The sequence below is a fragment of the Catenulispora rubra genome (assembly GCF_015356825.1).
In the GTDB taxonomy this organism is placed as follows: domain Bacteria; phylum Actinomycetota; class Actinomycetes; order Streptomycetales; family Catenulisporaceae; genus Catenulispora; species Catenulispora rubra.
This window is the reverse complement of sequence record NZ_JAACYW010000046.1, coordinates 1-17,822: the sequence shown is the minus strand read 5'-3', so window position 1 is coordinate 17,822 and position 17,822 is coordinate 1. Positions and strand designations below refer to the sequence as shown.

Genomic DNA, 17,822 nt, shown 5'->3' with positions numbered 1-17,822 from the left:
GACCAAACCGCTTTCGAGCCACTACCGATCGAGCGTTAGAGTCGGGAGCGTGACCACCGAGAATCCGCTTTTCCTCGCCAGCACGCTGCCCTACGAGCTGCCGCCGTTCGCGGACATCCGGGAGGAGCACTACCTCCCGGCGTTCGACGCGGGCTTCGCCGAGCACCTGGCCGAGATCAAGACGATCGCCGAGAACCCGGAGCCGGCGACGTTCGAGAACACGATCGTCGCCATGGAGCGCTCCGGCACGCTGCTGCACCGGGTCCAGGCGGTGTTCTTCCCGCAGACCTCCTCCGACACCTCCGACGCCCTGCAGGCGGTCGAGCAGGAGATCAGCCCGCGCTGGGCGGCGCACATGGACACGATCAATCTGGACGCGGCGTTGTTCGCGCGGATCGACGACCTCTACGAGCGCCGTGCGAGCCTGGGCCTGACCGACGTCGAGCTGCACCTGCTGGAGAAGATCCACCGCAACTTCGTCCGGGGCGGCGCGAAGCTCTCGCCGTCCGACAAGGACCGGCTCAAGGAGCTCAACGAGAAGCTGGCGGCGCTGTCCACGGACTTCGACCGGAACCTGCTGGCGGCGAACAAGGCCGGACAGCAGGTGTTCGACTCGGCCGAGCAGCTGTCGGGCCTTTCGGCGGACGCGGTCGCGGCGGCGAAGGAGAACGGCGAGGCGGTCGGGCTGCCCGGCAAGTACGTCATCTCGCTGAAGAACTTCTCGAACCAGACGCAGCTGGCCTCGCTGGACGACCGGGAGGCGCGGCGCGCGCTGCTGGAGGCGTCGCTGGAGCGGGCCTGGGAGGCCAACGGGCCGATCGCGGTGCGGATCGCGAAGCTGCGGGCCGAGCGTGCGGCGCTGCTGGGCTTCGGGTCGTACGCCGAGTACGCGGTCCAGGAGCGGACGGCCAAGACCACCGCGGCCGTCGAGGACCTGATGGCGCGGCTGATCCCGACCGCCGTGGCCAACGCGGCCAAGGAGGCCGAGGCGCTGCGGGCGCACCTGCCGGCCGGGCAGAGCCTTGAGGCGTGGGACTGGACGTACTACTCGGAGAAGGTGCGCCGGGCCGAGTACGACGTCGACTCCGAGGCCCTGCGGCCGTACCTGGAGCTGGACAGCGTGCTGGTCAACGGCGTGTTCCACGCCGCGGAGCTGGTCTACGGGATCACCTTCGAGGCGCGTCCGGACCTGGTCGCGTACCACCCGGACGTGCGGATCTGGGAGGTCTTCGACGCCGACGGCTCCGGGATCGGGCTGTTCCTCGGCGACTTCTACGCCCGGGGCTCCAAGCGCGGCGGGGCGTGGATGACGAACTACGTCGACCAGTCGCGGCTGCTCGGGCAGGCGCCGGTGGTGGTGAACAACCTGAACGTGGCCAAGCCGCCGGCCGGCGAGCCCACACTGCTGACCTGGGACGAGGTCCGCACGCTGTTCCACGAGTTCGGGCACACGCTGCACGGCCTGTTCTCCGACGTGGAGCATCCGACGTTCTCCGGAACGAACACGCCGCGCGACTTCGTCGAGTACCCCTCGCAGGTGAACGAGATGTGGGCGGAATGGCCGGAGGTGCTCGCCAACTACGCCAAGCACCACCGCACCGGCGAGCCGGTACCGGCGGACCTGCTGGAGCGGATGGCCGAGGCGGAGAAGTTCGGGCAGGGCTTCGCGACCGTGGAGATCCTCGGCGCGGTGATGCTGGACTGGGCCTGGCACACGCTGCCGGCCGGCGCGGACCCCGGCGACACCAAGGTGTCAGACGCCAAGGAGTTCGAGGCTGCGGCGCTCACGCGGTACGGGCTGCTGGTGCCGGAGATCCCGTCGCGGTACCGGAGCAGCTACTTCGCGCACATCTGGGGCAACGACTACTGCGCCGGCTACTACTCGTACTTGTGGAGCGAGGTCCTGGACAAGGACACGGTCGACTGGTTCAAGGAGGGCGTGGAGCAGGGGCGCTCGATCCGCGACAGCGGCGAGGCGTTCCGGCGCGCGGTGCTCTCGCGCGGCGGGAGTGTGGACCTGATGGCGGCGTTCGCGGAGTTCCGGGGGCGCGCGCCGGAGGTGGAGCCGATGCTGCGGGCCCGGGGGCTCGCCGGCTGAGACGGCTCCACTCGGATGTAGCTCCTGGGATGTAGTTCCTCGGATGTAGCTCCTCGCCTGACCGACTTCGCTCCGGATGTGCCGTCCGTCAGTACCCCGACAACCAAGCGCAGCCTCCGCCACCACAGGCCGCGCCCCACGGCGGTACCGACTCATCCGGAGCGAAGCATGGCCAACCAGAGACCGCTCATCCCGTTCTACGCCGTCGTCGACGTCTCCTATTCGATGTCCGGTGACAAGATCGAGGCGGCCAACAAGGTTTTCCAGGAAGTCGCGAACACCCTGGCGGTGAACCCGGTCGTCAACGACAAGCTCAGGTTCAGCCTCGTGAGCTTCTCCGACGACGCCAAGTCGATCGTCCCCCTGTGCGACATGTCGACGTTCGTCGGGCCGCTGCCGACACTGACGGTCGAGGGCGGAACGGATTTCGGTGCCTGCTTCGAGTTCCTGCGCACCCAGATCGACAAGGACGTCAGCCAGCTGCAGACGGACCCCTTCCGGGTGTTCCGGCCGGCGGTGTTCTTCCTCAGCGACGGCCAACCGACCGACACGGGTTGGGAGACGAAGTTCGCCGAGCTCATCACCTACGACAAGGCCACGGGCGTCGGCAACAAGAACCACCCGATCGTGGTCCCCTTCGGGGTGGAGGATGCGGACCAGGCGACCATGGAGCACCTGGTCCAGCCGATCGGCAAGAGCCGCTGCTACATGATGTCCAGTGGGAGTAAGGCCGCTGAGGCGATCAAGCACATGGCGGAGATCCTGGTCATGTCCGCCTTGTCCTCCGGCACCAGTGGGGCCTTCACACTGCCGCCGGTCTCTGGGAGCGGGAGCGGCGGACAGCTGACCGCGGTCGGGCCGGCGGAAGCCGTCGTCATCGACGACGACTACCTGGACTGACATGGCCGCGGACATCGAACCGGGCTGGCAGCCCGAGGGACGGTTCGAGTTCTCCATCGGGGAGCCCGGTCAGGCGTTCCGGCAGGTGCGTTCGAGCCTGCCGTTCTTCCCGGAGTGGCCGGACAGCGTCTCCGACGGTGGCACGGCCGGCGGTCTGGCGATCCGCGCGGCGAGCGTGCGGGGCCTGCATCACCGCTACGACGGCAGGCCCAGGCAGGACTCGTACGGCGCGGCGCTCAGCGAGGACGGCCAGTGGTTCATCGCGGTCGTGGCCGACGGTGTGGGCAACGGCCCGAAGTCGCAGGAGGCGGCCGCGCTGGTCAGCCGACACGGCCCCGAGCTGATCCGCGAACTGCTGGCCTCCGCCCCGAACTCCGACTCCAACACCGACTCCAACACCGACTCCAACACCGACACCGACACCGACACCGACACCAACCCCACCGAGCCGTCGGACCTGGATTGGTGGAGCGTGTTCGAGCAGCTGGCGATCATGATCGTCAAGCACGGACAGCGGAGCCGGAGCATGCAGGGAACCGTGCCCTCCGCGCGCGAGGTCGCCAGCGAGATGGCTTCGACCGCCACCTTCGCGATCTGCCACACCGCGCCCTCGGTTCAGGACGGCTGGAAGGTGACGGTCGCCAGCCAGGGCGACTCCCCCGTCTGGGCACTCAGTGCCGAGGGCCGTTGGCGCAGGCTCGCCGGTCCCAAGCCGCTGGGCGCCGACGGGCTCGCGACCTCGAAGGTCCTCGCGCTTCCGCTGCTGCCGGTCGAACGTGGAACCCACCCGGTGACCACCGAGATCCTCCCGCCGGACTGCACGCTGCTGGTGATGAGCGACGGCGTCGGGGACCCGCTCGACGACGCCGAAGACGACGTCGCCCTCACCCTCGGGCAGGCCTGGGCCCGGCCGCCGCTCCAACACCAGTTCACCGCGCAGATCGGCTTCGGGCGCAAGGGCTTCGACGACGACCGCACCGTGGTCGGCATCTGGGCGGACGGCGGCGTGTTCGCGAACGGGGCGCCGGAACCGCAAGCTGCGGAGTCCACGCCGCGAGAAGCCGCGGCGGACGTCGCCGGGCACTCCGACCGGCCCGAGCACGCCGAGCACGCTGGCCACACCGCGCAAGCCGGACATCCCGACCACCCCGAAGGGGCCACCGCCGATGGCTGAGACCCAGCTCCCCTTCGACGTGGCCTGGTCCCAGCTCGGCCCGCTCGAAGAGATCAACAAAGGCGCGAACGGCCGCATCCACCGCCTCAAGGACCGCCCCTCCGTGGTCTTCAAGGAGTTCAACACCGGCGTGCCGGCCGCGCCGCTGCGCCAGCTCATCCAGATCCGGCGCCAGGCCAAGCGCAGCGAGGACATCAAGGGCATGACCGCCTGGCCGACCCGGGTGGTGTTCGACGACCGGTCGGGGGCGCCGGGAGCTGCGAACGAGGCCATCGGGGTCCTGATGCCGCTGATACCGCCGGGCTTCATGCAGAAGATCAACCTGCCGGACGGCTCGGCGACGATCAAACCCCGCGACATCCAGCACCTGCTGTTCGCCGCCGACGTGGCCCGGCTGCGCGGTATCGACGTGCCGGCCGACCACGACGTCAGAAGCCGCATGCTGATCTGCGAGCGGCTCTCGTTCATCGTCGCCGCGCTGCACTATGAGAGCCTGGTCTACGGCGACCTGTCGGTCCGCAACATCCTGTACCAGACCGACCCGCAGCCGGACGTCTTCCTCGTCGACTGCGACGCGGCCCGCCCCAACGGCGCCACCGGCGGCGTGCGGCAGCAGAACACCCCGGACTGGGACCCGCCGGAGCACGAGGACGACAGCGGCGGCCTGCGCCACCAGAGCCTGGAGACCGACCGGTACAAGCTCGGCCTGTTCATCCTGCGCTGCCTGGCGCCGGGACGCGGCGGCGCGTCGAACCGCGACGTCGACGCCTCGGTCGGCATGCTGGACCCGGAAGGGGTCGGACTGCTGCGGGCGGCGTTGGAGGGCGGCCCCGCCGACCGTCCCACGGCCGGCACCTGGACCCGGTACTGGCGCCAGCACCTCCGCCTCGGACCCCTCCCGCCCGCGCGATGACCGGCCGATGGTCCGCCGCAGCCCTGTCCCGGAGAACCCTGCGCCGGGACCGTGTGACGCGCAGCCAGCCGGTCGGCTCGTCCCCGGTCGGCTTGCCAGGGTCCGACAAGCAGCCGGGGCTGTGCGCCAACTGCCAGGCCGCCGCGGTCTGGACCCAGGACGACGTCCGCCGCGAGGTACCGCAGGTCAGAGAGACGCTGCACGCCATGGGAATCCGCCTCCCGACACCGGTGCGCGTGGCCCTGGCCGCCGACGGGCTCGGCGCGGTCCCAGACTCACACTCAGGCTCAGGCTCAGGCTCAGGCTCAGGCTCAGGCTCGGACTCGGACTGGGACTCGGGACGCCGGCGCACCGGGCTGACCGTCACCCGCGGCGCCGAGGTCCTGAGCCTGCAGGTGGCGGCCGGGCTGACGCCGTGCCGGTTCGGCGCGACGGTGGCCCACGAGTGCATGCACGCCTGGCTGGCCCAGCGCTCCTTCCCGCCGGCGCCCGACGAGGTGATGGAGGGCATCTGCCAGCTCGTCGCCTACGGGTACCTCGTCCGGCGGTCCCCCGATCCCCGGTCCTGCCTGGCCGCGCAGGCCATGCGCCGGGACCCCGATCCGGTCTACGGCGACGGCTTCCGCCGGGTCCGTGGCCTCGCCCAGCGGCTCGGCGCCGCCGCGGTGATCGAACACGTGCGCCGCACCGGACAGCTCCCGCCCGACCCCAACCAGGAATGAGATCCGATGTCCACGGTCCGCGTCGTCGCGGCGATCGATTTCGGCACTTACGCGACCGGGTTCGCGTGGGCCTACAAGCGTCGCGACCGTCCGCTCGTCCCGGAAGCGATCCAGCTCTACGACTCGTGGCCGGGCGCCGCGGTGCCGTATCACAAGAACCTGACCGCACTGCTGCTCGACGAGGTCGGCGAGGTCGCCGACTGGGGCTACCGCGCCCACAACCGCCACATGCAGGAGCGGGACTCCCTGAACACGTACCACGTGCGGTTCAAGATGGGCCTGCTGCGCGAATCGGCGCTCGCGGCCCGGGCGGAGTCCCGGCCCGACCGTCCGACGTCCGGGGCCCAGACGCCCGGGTACCCGCCGGATTTCCTGGTCACGCAGTACCTCAAGGCGTTCTGCGAGCATGCGCTGACCGAAGTCCTCACACGGTCCAACGTGCGCGCCGACGAGATCCTGTGGTGCCTGACGGTGCCGGCGATCTGGCGGGACCAGGAACGGCGTCTGATGCGGGCCTGCGCCGAACAGGCTGGCCTGCCAGGGTCGCCGGAGCGGCTACTGATCGCGGTGGAGCCCGAAGTCGCCGCCCTGTACGCGCGCCAGGCCAGCGAGGCGAAGCTGAACGAGCCGGGCAGCCGGTTCATGGTGGTCGACGCCGGCGGGGGCACGGTGGACCTGACCGCGTACGAGGTGGCGGCCGACGGCCTGACCGAGATCGGGCTCTCCACCGGAGGCAAGCACGGTGCCACGTACTCCGACGCGTACCTCGTCGACCGGATCCTGGCCGACCGCATCGGACCCGAGGTGCTGTCGGCGATCGTGAAGAACTCGCCGGAACTGCTGCACAAGGTGTCGGCGCAGTGGGAGCTGGCCAAGCGGACGTTCGACCCGGAGCAGACCTATCCCGTCGTGCTGGACATCTCCTCGCCGATGCTGAAGGTCATCTCGGCGGCCGACGGCGCACGCGCCAGGCTGGCCAAGGCGCAGGACGGCGTGGACGACCAGTTCGTGCTCACGCCCAAGGAGGTCAAGCAGGCCTTCGACCACACCATCAATCCGCTGCTGGAGCTGGTGCACGAGCAGCTGAAGACCGTGGGCCCGAAGTCGGTCGGCCAGATCCTCCTGGTCGGTGGCTTCGCGCAGTCGCGGTACCTCCAGGAGCAGCTGAGAAAGGCGTTCGACAGCAAGCGGATGCAGGTCGTCGTACCGACCACACCCGCGGCGGCGATCCTGCTGGGCGCCGTGTTCTACGCCAACGACCCGACCCTCATCCGTGGCCGGACCACGAAGCTCACCTACGGCATCTCCTTCGCGGAACCCTTCGAACGCGGTATCGACCCGGACTCGACGCTGATCACGCAGTACGACGGCCAGGAGCTGTGCTCCGTACGGTTCAAGACGTTCGTGCGGGCCGGCGACGCCGTCGAGCCGGGGACCAGGGTGCCGGTGCGGGCGTACCCGATCCTGGCCGGCCAGCGCTCGATGGGGCTCAAGGTCGTCGTGACCGAGGAGAAGACCCCGCGGTACGTCACCGACGAGGGGTGCCGGGAGCTGGGGGTGATCGAGATCGACATGTCGAAGACCCTCGATCTGCCGCCCGCGGAACGGATGATCGAGATCTACATGGTCTTCGGGGGGACCGAGGTGGAGACCGTGGCGCGCGATCCCCGGACCGGTGAGGAAGAGCGCCTGTTCATTGACTTCGTCGAGGAGGACCGGCTGTGAACTCGCCCGCATATCCCGGACAGATCGACTGGAGCGTGGCCCAGAAACAGGCCGTCGACCTCGTCCAGCTGTTCCTCGGCACGGTCGACGACCAGCGGAACCGGGTCCGCAGGCTCGAAGAGCACGTCCAGTCGCTGATCCACCGGCTGGCAGCCGCGGAGGAGCGGCTGGAGGTCCACCGCAAGTCCATCCAGAACCTTGAGCTCAGCCTGCGCCAGGCACGCGCGCAGTCCGAGGAAGAGCACACCGTCCTGCAGGAACGCCTCACCGAGGTCCTGGAGCGCGACTTCCGCAACGACAATCCGAACGCTGCGACGGCCGTCGGTTTCAGCCGGGACGAGGCGCTGGACGACATGGAGTCCCTGATCTCGTCGCTGTGGCCCATCGTCACGCAACACCTGAACAGAGTGCGGAAGCGCGGGGAGCCGGTTGAGGTCGTGCCGGTCCTCGCGGAGACCGTCGAGATCCTGTTCGGCATCGCGGATGTGGACGACGGACGACTGGTCCAGAACATCGGGAACGAGCACTACAGCGACGTCGTCAGGAAGATGCGCGAGATCCGAGATCGACTGGTAGCGTGCGCGCCGATGCACTCGTGGGATTTCGCGATCATCCAGGGCGAGCCGCTGCGACCCGGCCAGGAGGCGTGGCGTGACTGCCCGGCCGACGGTCTGGCGCAGTACGTCATTCGCCCCGGCTACATCGAGGGCGGCCGGGTCATCCGGAACCAGGTGGTCTTCACCGCGGCCTGGCGTCCGTGACGCGCCGCGCCGGCCGGCGAAGCCCAGTCGCCGAAAACCCGGCCGGCGCGACCGCTGATCAGCCCAGCTTCAGCTTGAACCCCACGTGCGAGGGAACGAACCCGAGCCGCTCGTAGAACCGGTGCGCGTCGGGCCGCTGCGCGTTCGACGTCAGCTGCACCTGCAGACAGCCGGCCTGCCGCGCCTGATCGATGGCCCACTGCATCATCTCGGTGCCGAGCCCGCTGCCGCGCTCCGTGGTGGCGACGCGAACGCTCTCGATCATGGCGCGCTTCAGGCCGCGCTGCGCCACGCCGGGGATGAAGGTCAGCTGGAACGTGCCGACGGCCGTGCCGTCCCGCTCGGCGACGATCAGGCGCTGGTTCGGGTCGGCTTCCAACTCGGCGAAGGCCGCGAGGTAGGGCGCCAGGTCCTCGGGGTCCTCCCGCGTGGAGCCCAGTTTGTCGTCGGCGAGCATGGCGACGATCTCCGGCAGGTCGGCGGCGGTGGCGTCACGAAGGATCAAGGACTCGGTCATAGACCGGCACTGTAGCTGGCAGACTTGCACGATCGCGCCACCGGGGAGGGGATCATATGACAGCGACCGGTTCGATGTTCGGGCTCGCGTTCGGGGACTGCGTCGGCAAGCCCACGGAGTTCCAGCGCTTCGAGGAGATCGTGCGGCTCTACGGTCCGGCCGGCCCGGCGGACCTTTCGCAGGACGGCTACGTCACCGACGACACGCAGATGGCGCTGGCCGTCGCCGAGGCCCTGCTGGAGCAGCCCGAGGGCGCCGACCTGGCGGTCGAACCGCTCACCGGCTCGCTGATCGAGCACTTCCTGGCCTGGGCCAAGTCCCCGGACAACAACCGCGCGCCGGGCATGACCTGCCTGCGCGCCTGCGGCCTCCTGGGCAACGGCGCGCCGTGGCCGGAGGCGAGCCAGCGCGGCTCGAAGGGGTGCGGCGCGAACATGCGCGTGACGCCGATCGGCCTGCTGCCGCACGTCCCGGACACGACCGTCGCCGGCGCCGCGCAACTCCAGGCGGCCCTGACCCACGGCCACGCGACCGCCCTGGCCGCCTCGGACCTGACCGCCTTCGCGACCCGCTGGCTCCTGCGCGGCATGGCACCGGCGGACCTGGTCCCGGCGCTGCGTGAACGCTGCCAGGAACAGCGCCGCGTCTACCACGGCGACTGGCTCGGCGACGACCTGTGGCGCGTCCCGCTGCGCGACTCCCCGGAGGAGTTCATCGAGCACGGCTGGGTCGAGTGCGGCACGGTCCTCGGCGTGCTGGCCGAGGCGGCCGAGAACCCGGACCCGGCCGTGGACCCCTGCGGCTACACCGGCGAGGGCTGGATCGCGGAGGAAGCGCTGGCCACCGCGCTTCTGTGCTTCCTGATGTATCCCGACGAGCCGGTGCGCGCCCTCGGCCGCGCCGCGGCCACCGGCGGCGACTCGGACTCGATCGCCGCCCTGGCCGGCGCGTTCCTGGGCGCCCGCCACGGGATCGAGGCCTTTCCTTCGGACTGGCCCGAGCGGATCGAGTACCGCGACCGCCTGGCGCGCGCCGGCGGCGTGTGGGACGCCGGTTGGGGACGTGCGGCGTGAGCGGGTTCGAGCTCTGGCGCCAGGACGACAACGGGAACCGGTTCCTGGTGTCCGGGCACGCCGAACGTGCCGACGCCGAGGCCGCGCGCGCCGCGATGGAGGCCGGGGTGCAGCACAAGCAGCTGTACTACGTGGTGGTCCGCGAGACGCAGGATTCTGAGACAGAGGGCGCTGCTTCGAGGACGCTGGAAACGTCCTAGCTTGTCTGAACCTCGCCCGAATCAATCCTGAGAATTCTCTGTCATTTTCTGTCGACGGCCCAACATTTCGCATGCCTCAAGCCGTCCTAAGGGCGTGATAGACACCGGAACGGAAAGCTACGCCTCCGCTGACGTGGCGCAGCTGGCGTTGCCGCGACGCACCCATCGGCTGTCGGACGGCCGGCGGGTGCGCGACGTCCTCGGGCTCCGGACGGCGGAGGTCGCGGTCGCGTTCCTCACGGCCGTCGTGTTCCTGCTGGTCTGCATGAGCGTGGCGGTCAATCCGCTCACGCGGGTCGGGCAGGTGAGCGGGCTGGCCGGACTCCAGTTCCGGTTCGCGGTCTTCGGCATCCTCGCGGTCGGCGCGGCCGTGATCGGGCTCCGGTCGCGGCGGACCCGGACGGCCGACGCCACGGTGCGGCTGGTGTGCGCGGCGGTCGCCGGGCTGGCCAGCGCGCTGGTGGGTGCGGGGCTGATGGTCGCGTTGTACAAGACGCCGTACGGCATCTACGCGGAGCACGGCGACATGGCGCAGCTGATCCAGTGGGCCACCGACGTACAGCAGGGCAAGGCGCTGCCGAAGACCTACCCGCCGCTGCCCGCCGAGATCATCGCCGCCATCTCGCGGTGGACCGGCGAGAGTCCGGCGTACGCGATGAAGACGTTCCAGATCTTCGGCGCCGCCGTCTACGGTCCGCTAGCGTACCTGTCCTGGCGGCTGGTGCTGCGGCCGGTGTCGGCGCTGCTGGTCGGGGTGCTGGCGGCGTTGCCGCTGATGGACCTGTACAAGCCGTACACGAACGTCGTGCTGGTCATGATGGTCCCGGTGCTGGTGAAGTTCGTCGAGGTGCTGCGGGACAGCGGCCGTGCCTCATATCGGCGCAACGCCGTGCGGGGTGCGGTGTTCGGCGTCGGCATGGGACTGCTGTTCGAGCTCTACTTCGGGTGGTTCCTGTGGTCCGCGCTGGGGATCGCCGTGGCGATCGTCGCGGTGTTCCCGTGGTGGGAGCCGGGGGCGCGCGGGCGGGCGGCGGTGTTTCTCGGCGTGTCCGGTGTGGCGTTGTCCGCCGTCACGTTCCGGAACCTGATCGCGCTGATGACCTCGGGGGCCGGGTCCGACACGTACGTCTACTTCGATGTGCGGACCGAGCCGACGTACTTCCTGCACTGGTTCTCCGACGAGCCGCCGGCGAACCTCGGGGCCTGGCCGCCGGTCGGTGACCTCGGCGGCGTGGGGCTGTTCACGCTGCTGCTGTTCGTCGGCTTCGCCGCGGCGGTGGCGCTGCGGCGGCGGGACACGCTGGTGCTGGTGGTGGCCACGTCGGTGCTGAGCGCGTGGCTGATGCGGTTCTGGACCGCCGAGCACATGTACGCGAGCGGGGTCGTCGGGCTGTATCCGCGTACTGACGTGCAGATCTTGTTCGGGCTGCTGGTGTTGTCGGCGTTCATGGCCCGGCACTTCGTCGTCGTCGGTCTGAAGTCGGAGACGGTGGCGGTGCGGCTGGACGCGTTCAAGCGGCGTGCCATGGTGCCCGGAGTGCTCGCCGGAGTGTTGTTCCTCACCGCGTCGATGGGGGACGCGACGGCGAACTCTTATATGCCGAGCACGTCCGGCCCCGGGACCTTGACGATGATCTCGCACACGACCGTGATGGAGGACGGCGGATGCCCTGCCTTCACCGCGGTGAAGAGCAAGGCGTGCACGCCGTCGGATCCGTCTTCGATCGGGATCGGGCCCTGAGGTCGGCGCGTCGAGCCGGATGCCTTACGAGGCCGTGCCTAGCCGACGTAGACCTTGGTCGGTTCGATCACCAGACCGGCGGTGAACTGCTCGCCGAAGCTCTCGGGCGTGTCGAACATCGCTCCCATGCGCTCGATGTACTTGGCGAGGAACGCGGGGTGCTCGTGGGCCGGCGGCAGGCTCGGGTCGTGGCGTGCCACGCCCTCCAGGCGCACGATGTTGCGGCCGATGTCGGTGACGTCCAGGCCCAGGCTCACCTTCGGGTTGGACGCGATGTTGGCGAGCTTGGCCTTGTTCGCACGGCTGTAGACGAGGATGCTCCCGTCCTCCCGGGCCAGGAACCACACCGGCACGCTGACCGGCTGGCCGTCGGGGCGGACGGTGGTCAGCCAGACCATGAGGTTGCTGTTCAGGCGACCCAGGACGCGCTGCCGGTCGGCCTCGGGGAGGTGATCCAGAAGTTCCATGGCTCAGTTGTACACAGGAGAGCGCCGCGGTGCTCCGGATTCGGGACCGGCCGAATCCGGGGTGGGGTGCGGCGCGCGCCGGGGCTGGTCCTGCCGGCGTTCTGATCCTTGCCGGCTGCTCAGCCAGCCCTCAGCCGGCCTTCTGAGCGTTCGCGACGATCGCCTCGACGTAGGTCGGCCACAGCTCCTCGGGCAGATCGTGGCCGGCGCCGGGGATGATCAGCGGCGAGACGCCGAGCGCGGCGGCGGTGGCGCGGCCTCCGCTGACGTCGACGAGCTTGTCGGCTTCGCCGTGGATGACGGCGCTGGGCACGCTGACGGCGGACAGCGCGGCGGTGCGGTCCGGCGAGGCGACGATGCAGGCGAGTTGGCGGGCCGAGCCCTCGGGCGTGAACGAGCGGTCGTAGGCCTCGCCGATGTGGTCCCGCAGGTCCTCGGTCGGCGTCGGGTACGCCGGGGAGCCGACGGTCTCGAACATCTTCTGCCCGCGGTCGACCGCCTCCTCGCGGTTGGTCGCCGCCGGGCTCAGCAGGAGCATCAGGACCTCGGCTGCGGGCTGGCCGACGTCCGGGGCGCCGGTGGTGGACATGATCGAGCACAGCGAGCGCAGGCGGCCCGGGTGGTCGATGGCGAACTGCTGGGCGATCATGCCGCCCATGGACAGCCCGACGATGTGCGCGTCCGGGAAGCCGAGCGCGTCGAGCAGGCCGGCGACGTCGGCGGCGAGGTCGGACATGAGGTAGGGGACGCCGGAGGTGTCGCCGGCGAGCAGGTCGCCGAAGCTCGGCGGCGGGACGTCCACGATGGTGGACAGGCCGCAGTCGCGGTTGTCGAAGCGGACGACGTGGAACCCGGCGTCGGCGACGGACTGGCAGAAGGGCTCCGGCCACGCCGTCATCTGGGTGCTCAGGCCCATGATCAGCACCAACGGCGGGGCACTCGGGTCGCCGAAGGTGTCGTACTCCAGCTCGACGCCGTTCGCGGTGGCCTTGGGCATGCCGTCCTCCTGGAAGTAGCACCGGGTTGTCGGCCCCGGTTGGCACAATGTTTGCATGCAGACCGCGTCGCTGGACACCCCGATCGGAACGCTCACCATCGGGACGACCACCCGCGGCTTACGTGTGGTGCAGTTCCCGATCGATCGCGGGCAGAGCCCCTCGCCCAGGGCCATTGAGGAAGAGGAAGAGGAAAAGGCCAAGAGCGTCAAGGACGCCAAAGACGACCGCATCGCCCAGGCCCAACTCGACGAGGCCGTCCTCCAGCTGACGCAGTACTTCGACGGCACCCGCACGCACTTCGACATCGCGCTGGACTGGTACGGCGTGAACGGCCTGCGCCTGACGGTGCTCAAGCTCCTGGCCGAGGTCCCCTTCGGCGAGACGGTCACCTACGGCGACCTGGCGAAGGGCTCCGGCGCCGGCGTCACGGCCTCCCAGGCGGTCGGCGGCATCATGGGCAGCAACCCGCTGCCGATCGTCGTGCCCTGCCACCGGGTCCTCGCCGCCGACGGGCTCGGCGGGTTCGGGGGCGGGCTGCGGACGAAGGAGTGGCTGCTGGCCTGGGAGGGTGTGATGCCGCCGGCGCTGGATTGGGGGATGTAGGCGGGGCGGGGCTCGAGTAGCGGGCCGAGCGGCAGTCTGCCGGCCAGCTGCGACCGGCTCCCGGACTGAGTCGGTTGTTGGTGACTCCGGAGGCTGGCGGGCTTGGCCGGCTAGCGGGGCTTGGCCAGCTGGCTTTGGCTTGCCGGCTGGCTCTGGCTTGGCGGCTGGCTCTCGCTTGGCTGGCTCTGGCTGGCTGGTCTGGCTAGCGGGCTGGTCTGGCTGGTTTTGGCCAGCCCTCAGCGCCCCGGCACCGGATCCCCGACCAGCCGTCCGTGAATGTGCTCGTCGTGCAGCTCCCCGTCGCCGTAGCGGTACGAGCTGCGCGTCGTGCCCTCGTGCCGGAAGCCGCACTTCTGCGCCACCCGGCACGACGCGGCGTTCTCCACGCCGTGCATCAGCTGCAGCCGCGTCAGCTCCAGGGCCCCGAAGGCCCATTCGCTGACCGCGCCGAGGGCCATCGTCGCGATGCCGCGTCCGCGGGCCCAGGGCGCGACACGGTAGCCCAGCTCGCCGGACGACATGTCGAGGTCGATCTTGTGCACCGACACCAGGCCGAGCAGCCGCCCCTCGACCGCCTCGTACACGCCGAACGTCGGGCTGCGCCCGCCGTCCCAGTCCCCGTAGCGCACGGCCCAGGCGTGTGCGGTCTCCTCGTCGGCGCCGGAGGCCAGCGGGTTCCACAGGGCGACGTCGGGGTCGCGGGACATCTCCATCATGTCGGGGACGTCGCGCAAGGACGGCGGACGCAGCTGGTGGCGGCCCGCCACGATCTCGGTGGGCTCCACGACACGATCAAGCGTTTCCATGCCGCGTATTGTGCCGGACTTCCGGCGCCGACCCGGATTAATATCCCGGCATGGAACGGATCGCTGACCATCCGGCCGTGCAGGCCGTGGAGAAGGAACTGCGCGCGAAGGGCTTCGAGCCGAAGGTGGTGGTCCTGCCGGAGTCCGCGCCGAACGCGCAGGCCGCCGCCGACCAGGTCGGCTGCGAGGTCGGCGCGATCGCCAACAGCCTGGTGTTCGAGGCCGACGGCGCGCCCCTGCTGGTGCTGACCAGCGGCGCGCACCGCGTGGACACCGTGAAGGTGGCCGCGGACCTGGGCGTGGCGAAGGTCGGGCGGGCCACGAAGGAGTTCGTCCACGAGCACACCGGCCAGCGCATCGGCGGCGTCGCCCCGCTGGGCCATCCGGTGCCGGTGCGCACGCTGATCGACCGGACGCTGGAGAACTACCCGGAGGTCTGGGCCGCCGCGGGCCACGCGCACACAGTCTTCGCGATCACGTTCGCGGAGCTGGTGCGGGTGACCGGCGGCGACGTCGTCGACGTGAACTGACAGTCGTCGACGTGAGCTAACAACTGGCAGCGAACGGCAAACCGCCGACGCCGTCAGCTCACCCCCTCGTAGGCAGCCGCGACGATCGTCATGCCGCGGCTATCCTCACCCGACCGCGGGTCGAGCATCTGGTTCATCGCGTAGGCGACCGTCAGCCCCGACACATGGTCGTTCATCACCAGCGACCCGCCCCAGCCGCCCCACCCGAAGGTGTTGCCGAACACCCCGAACCCCGCGCCGTAGCTGGCCGGCTGCCCCAACACGCGGTCCTGCCCGGAGTACTCCACCTGCCACGCCGGCTCGCACCCCTTCTCGGACAGCAGCCGCGCTCCCCCGGCCACCCCGCCGTTGCTCAAGACCGACTGGATCCGAGCGATCCCGCGCGCGTTGCCGAACCCGTTGGCCGCCGGGATCTCCGCACGCCGCCAGGCCTCGGTGTTCGCGTCCTTGACCCGGATGCCGCCGGTCGAGTCGTAGTCGGGACCGCTGGAGGCGAAGTCGTCGGTCTGCGACGGCGGCGGATACAAGCGCGCGATCCGCGCGTCGTCCTGAGCGTCGAGCCCGATATGGAAGTCGGCACCGAGGGGCCCGGCGACCTCCTCGGCGAGGAAGCGCCCGATGCTGCGCCCCGTGACACGCCGCACGACCTCGCCGACGAGGAACCCGAACGTGATCGAGTGGTACCTGGCCGCCGTCCCCGGTTCCCACTGCGTCGGCAAGGCGGCGAGCCGATCGGTGACAGCGGTCCAGTCGTACAGGTCCTCGGCGACGAGCTTCCCCGGCCAGTCGGGAAGCCCGGCGGTGTGCGACAGCAGATGCCGCACCAGGACGTTCTCCTTGCCGGCCGCCGCGAACTCCGGCCAGTAGGTCGACACAGGCGCTGAAAGGTCGAGCTCACCACGATCAGCGAGGATCAGCGCACACAATGCCGTGATCGGCTTGGTCGAGGACATGACGTTCACGATCGTGTCGCGCTCCCACGCGACCGTCCGCTCGGCATCCACATGGCCGCCCCAGATGTCGACCACCGGCTCGCCGTTCAGGAAGACCGCCACCGAGGCCCCGATGTCCTGCGTGTCGAGCAGTTCGGACAGCGCGTCGGCGACCGCGGAGAACTCTTTCGTATATGTACCCTGAACTTCGGTCATAGCCGGACGCTACAGCCGCGCGGGCTCCGGCCGACTCTCATTTTCCGCCGCACGCGCCCCGAGATTCCGCACCGCCGGCACGCACAGCATCGCGATCAGCACCGCCACCAGAAACGTGGCGGACGCATAGAGGGCAACCCCGGTACCGACCGCGTCGCTCACCGGACCGGCCAGCGCCTGCCCGATCGGGAACGCGATCAGCGACCCGGCGATCTCGTAGGCGGAGATGCGGTTCAGCACGGCGGCCGGGATGTGGGTCTGGACGCTCGTGGACCACATCACGCCCCAGAACGCGGTGGTCGCCCCTCCGACCGCCGCCCCGACGCACACCATCGGCAGCGACAGTCCGGCGGCCAACGTCAACGGCCACGCCGACCAGGCGAGCAGCCCGACGGCGCCGACGCGCAGCGGATGCCGCGGGCGGAAGCGCACGCCGGCCAGCCCGCCGACCACGCCGCCGGCGCCGAACCCGGTCCACATGAGCCCGAGCCCGGAGGCCCCGTGCTTGTCGGTGACCAGGATCGTGGCCAGCGGCCGGATCGGCCCCCACACCGTGATGCCCAGCGCGATCCAGCCCAGGATGACCGACGGCATCCAGGTCCGGGTCCGGAACTCGTGCCAGCCCTCGACCAGGTTGCGCCACGTGGATTCGCGGCTCGCGGGCCGGGCCACCGGCGCGAGCCGCAGCATCAGCAGGCAGATACCGCTGATCGCGAACGTCGCGGAATCCGCGGCCAGCACCACCGGCACCCCGGACACCGCGATCAGCAACCCGGCGATCGCCGGCCCGCCGAGCGTGGCCATGGCCTCGGCGACGCGCGTGACGGCGTTGGCGCGCTGTAAGTCCCCTGACACCTGCGTGATGACGCTGGCCAGCCCCGGCTGGAACGCCGCCGTCCCCACCCCGGACAGCCCGGACAGCCCCATCAGCAGCCACAGCGACGGATGCCCGACGGCGAACGCGGTCGCGGTGACCGCCTGCAGCACGAAGCGCGCGGCGTCGGCGCCGACCATCATCCGCTGCGGCGTGAACCGGTCGGCGAGCACCCCGCCGAACAGCACGAACGCCGCGAACGGCAGCACCTGCGCGGCCAGCACCAGCCCGACGCCGGTGGTGCCGTAGCCGAGGCTGACCACGCCGTAGAGCAGGGCGACCGGGAGCATGGCGTCGCCCAGGAGCGAGACCAGGCGCGCGGTGAAGTACAGCCGGAAATCGCGGTTCCACAGGCGCGAGCGCGCGGGCAGCCGGACGTCACAGGTCGCCGTCGTCAAGGCGCCCCACCCCTTTGGGTCTAGACCAATGGCGCGAACGTAGGGGGAACGCGATCAGGTCCGCAATGTATTTCGGGGAGTGGACAGCGTTGACAAGCAACGATGCGGCGATCCGCCCGCGATCTCCCCGCAGACGTCCGCGGCAGGTAACAATGGGCTGCCCGAGCCCACCCG

Annotated in this window: 18 protein-coding genes; 12 read left to right on the top strand and 6 right to left on the bottom strand. The window is 70.2% G+C overall.

Going from position 1 to position 17,822, the window contains the following annotated elements; translation table 11 throughout:
- The first annotated feature begins 49 nt into the window (after positions 1-49).
- The 7 genes from GWK61_RS15710 to GWK61_RS15680 all read left to right on the top strand — a co-directional run bounded on the left by GWK61_RS15710 (position 50) and on the right by GWK61_RS15680 (position 8,293).
- Positions 50-2,098, top strand: a complete 2,049-nt coding sequence (locus GWK61_RS15710) for a M3 family metallopeptidase (RefSeq protein WP_194909115.1) — start codon at positions 50-52, stop codon at positions 2,096-2,098.
- A 168-nt stretch (positions 2,099-2,266) separates the two neighbouring features.
- Entirely contained in the window at positions 2,267-2,998 is a 732-nt protein-coding gene (locus GWK61_RS15705) for a vWA domain-containing protein (protein WP_194909114.1), read from the top strand.
- A 1-nt stretch (position 2,999) separates the two neighbouring features.
- On the top strand, positions 3,000-4,172 hold the full coding sequence (locus GWK61_RS15700; RefSeq protein ID WP_194909113.1) for a protein phosphatase 2C domain-containing protein: 1,173 nt from the start codon (positions 3,000-3,002) through the stop codon (positions 4,170-4,172).
- Positions 4,165-5,085, top strand: a complete 921-nt coding sequence (locus tag GWK61_RS15695) for a protein kinase family protein (RefSeq protein WP_194909112.1) — start codon at positions 4,165-4,167, stop codon at positions 5,083-5,085. Before GWK61_RS15700 ends, GWK61_RS15695 begins: the two co-directional genes overlap by 8 nt.
- Positions 5,086-5,138: 53 nt before the next feature.
- Positions 5,139-5,807 carry a protein DA1 gene (locus GWK61_RS15690; protein ID WP_194909111.1) on the top strand — a complete coding sequence of 223 codons (669 nt, stop codon included), beginning with the start codon at positions 5,139-5,141 and terminating at the stop codon, positions 5,805-5,807.
- Positions 5,808-5,813: 6 nt separating this feature from the next.
- The gene (locus GWK61_RS15685) at positions 5,814-7,532 is read left to right on the top strand and encodes an Hsp70 family protein (protein WP_194909110.1); all 1,719 of its coding nucleotides are present in this window, start codon (positions 5,814-5,816) and stop codon (positions 7,530-7,532) included.
- Positions 7,529-8,293 (top strand): hypothetical protein, encoded by a 765-nt coding sequence (locus GWK61_RS15680; RefSeq protein ID WP_194909109.1) that lies wholly within the window; start codon positions 7,529-7,531, stop codon positions 8,291-8,293. Before GWK61_RS15685 ends, GWK61_RS15680 begins: the two co-directional genes overlap by 4 nt.
- 58 nt (positions 8,294-8,351) lie before the next feature.
- On the opposite strand, the gene GWK61_RS15675 is transcribed toward GWK61_RS15680, so the two are convergent.
- A complete protein-coding gene (locus tag GWK61_RS15675) occupies positions 8,352-8,810 on the bottom strand; it encodes a GNAT family N-acetyltransferase (RefSeq protein WP_194909108.1) in 459 nt (152 codons plus the stop codon).
- A 56-nt stretch (positions 8,811-8,866) separates the two neighbouring features.
- On the opposite strand from GWK61_RS15675, the gene GWK61_RS15670 reads away from it, so the two are divergent.
- The 3 genes from GWK61_RS15670 (at position 8,867) to GWK61_RS15660 (ending at position 11,824) form a co-directional block, all read left to right on the top strand.
- Positions 8,867-9,883: an ADP-ribosylglycohydrolase family protein gene (locus GWK61_RS15670; protein WP_194909107.1), complete on the top strand. Its 1,017-nt coding sequence runs from the start codon at positions 8,867-8,869 to the stop codon at positions 9,881-9,883.
- Entirely contained in the window at positions 9,880-10,083 is a 204-nt protein-coding gene (locus GWK61_RS15665; protein WP_228562379.1) for a hypothetical protein, read from the top strand. Before GWK61_RS15670 ends, GWK61_RS15665 begins: the two co-directional genes overlap by 4 nt.
- Before the next feature lie 94 nt (positions 10,084-10,177).
- Positions 10,178-11,824 (top strand): hypothetical protein, encoded by a 1,647-nt coding sequence (locus tag GWK61_RS15660; protein ID WP_194909105.1) that lies wholly within the window; start codon positions 10,178-10,180, stop codon positions 11,822-11,824.
- Positions 11,825-11,862: 38 nt separating this feature from the next.
- On the opposite strand, the gene GWK61_RS15655 is transcribed toward GWK61_RS15660, so the two are convergent.
- Together GWK61_RS15655 and GWK61_RS15650 are read right to left on the bottom strand one after the other, a co-directional pair.
- Positions 11,863-12,291, bottom strand: coding sequence for a pyridoxamine 5'-phosphate oxidase family protein (locus GWK61_RS15655; protein ID WP_194909104.1), 429 nt, complete (start codon positions 12,289-12,291; stop codon positions 11,863-11,865).
- Between the two features lie 130 nt (positions 12,292-12,421).
- Positions 12,422-13,288, bottom strand: coding sequence for an alpha/beta fold hydrolase (locus tag GWK61_RS15650; protein WP_194909103.1), 867 nt, complete (start codon positions 13,286-13,288; stop codon positions 12,422-12,424).
- 55 nt (positions 13,289-13,343) lie between these two features.
- Between GWK61_RS15650 and GWK61_RS15645 the strand changes: the two genes are divergently transcribed.
- On the top strand, positions 13,344-13,892 hold the full coding sequence (locus tag GWK61_RS15645) for a methylated-DNA--[protein]-cysteine S-methyltransferase (RefSeq protein WP_194909102.1): 549 nt from the start codon (positions 13,344-13,346) through the stop codon (positions 13,890-13,892).
- Between the two features lie 236 nt (positions 13,893-14,128).
- Here the strand turns inward: GWK61_RS15645 and GWK61_RS15640 are convergent, their stop codons facing one another.
- Entirely contained in the window at positions 14,129-14,698 is a 570-nt protein-coding gene (locus GWK61_RS15640) for a GNAT family N-acetyltransferase (protein ID WP_194909101.1), read from the bottom strand.
- 50 nt (positions 14,699-14,748) lie between these two features.
- Between GWK61_RS15640 and GWK61_RS15635 the strand changes: the two genes are divergently transcribed.
- On the top strand, positions 14,749-15,228 hold the full coding sequence (locus GWK61_RS15635) for a YbaK/EbsC family protein (protein WP_194909100.1): 480 nt from the start codon (positions 14,749-14,751) through the stop codon (positions 15,226-15,228).
- 53 nt (positions 15,229-15,281) lie between these two features.
- Here GWK61_RS15635 and GWK61_RS15630 read toward each other — a convergent pair whose 3' ends face one another.
- Entirely contained in the window at positions 15,282-16,376 is a 1,095-nt protein-coding gene (locus tag GWK61_RS15630; protein ID WP_194909099.1) for a serine hydrolase domain-containing protein, read from the bottom strand.
- A gap of 9 nt (positions 16,377-16,385) precedes the next feature.
- Positions 16,386-17,648 carry an MFS transporter gene (locus GWK61_RS15625; RefSeq protein WP_194909098.1) on the bottom strand — a complete coding sequence of 421 codons (1,263 nt, stop codon included), beginning with the start codon at positions 17,646-17,648 and terminating at the stop codon, positions 16,386-16,388.
- Positions 17,649-17,822 lie beyond the last annotated feature (174 nt).

Bases quoted from the DNA above. Each gene is read 5' to 3' on its own strand.
- GWK61_RS15700 (WP_194909113.1), top strand. From the start codon at position 3,000: ATGGCCGCGGACATCGAACCGGGCTGGCAGCCCGAGGGACGGTTCGAG.
- GWK61_RS15655 (WP_194909104.1), bottom strand. From the start codon at position 12,291: ATGGAACTTCTGGATCACCTCCCCGAGGCCGACCGGCAGCGCGTCCTG.
- GWK61_RS15670 (WP_194909107.1), top strand. From the start codon at position 8,867: ATGACAGCGACCGGTTCGATGTTCGGGCTCGCGTTCGGGGACTGCGTC.
- GWK61_RS15650 (WP_194909103.1), bottom strand. From the start codon at position 13,288: ATGCCCAAGGCCACCGCGAACGGCGTCGAGCTGGAGTACGACACCTTC.
- GWK61_RS15630 (WP_194909099.1), bottom strand. From the start codon at position 16,376: ATGACCGAAGTTCAGGGTACATATACGAAAGAGTTCTCCGCGGTCGCC.
- GWK61_RS15640 (WP_194909101.1), bottom strand. From the start codon at position 14,698: ATGGAAACGCTTGATCGTGTCGTGGAGCCCACCGAGATCGTGGCGGGC.
- GWK61_RS15635 (WP_194909100.1), top strand. From the start codon at position 14,749: ATGGAACGGATCGCTGACCATCCGGCCGTGCAGGCCGTGGAGAAGGAA.
- GWK61_RS15645 (WP_194909102.1), top strand. From the start codon at position 13,344: ATGCAGACCGCGTCGCTGGACACCCCGATCGGAACGCTCACCATCGGG.
- GWK61_RS15685 (WP_194909110.1), top strand. From the start codon at position 5,814: ATGTCCACGGTCCGCGTCGTCGCGGCGATCGATTTCGGCACTTACGCG.
- GWK61_RS15675 (WP_194909108.1), bottom strand. From the start codon at position 8,810: ATGACCGAGTCCTTGATCCTTCGTGACGCCACCGCCGCCGACCTGCCG.
- GWK61_RS15705 (WP_194909114.1), top strand. From the start codon at position 2,267: ATGGCCAACCAGAGACCGCTCATCCCGTTCTACGCCGTCGTCGACGTC.
- GWK61_RS15695 (WP_194909112.1), top strand. From the start codon at position 4,165: ATGGCTGAGACCCAGCTCCCCTTCGACGTGGCCTGGTCCCAGCTCGGC.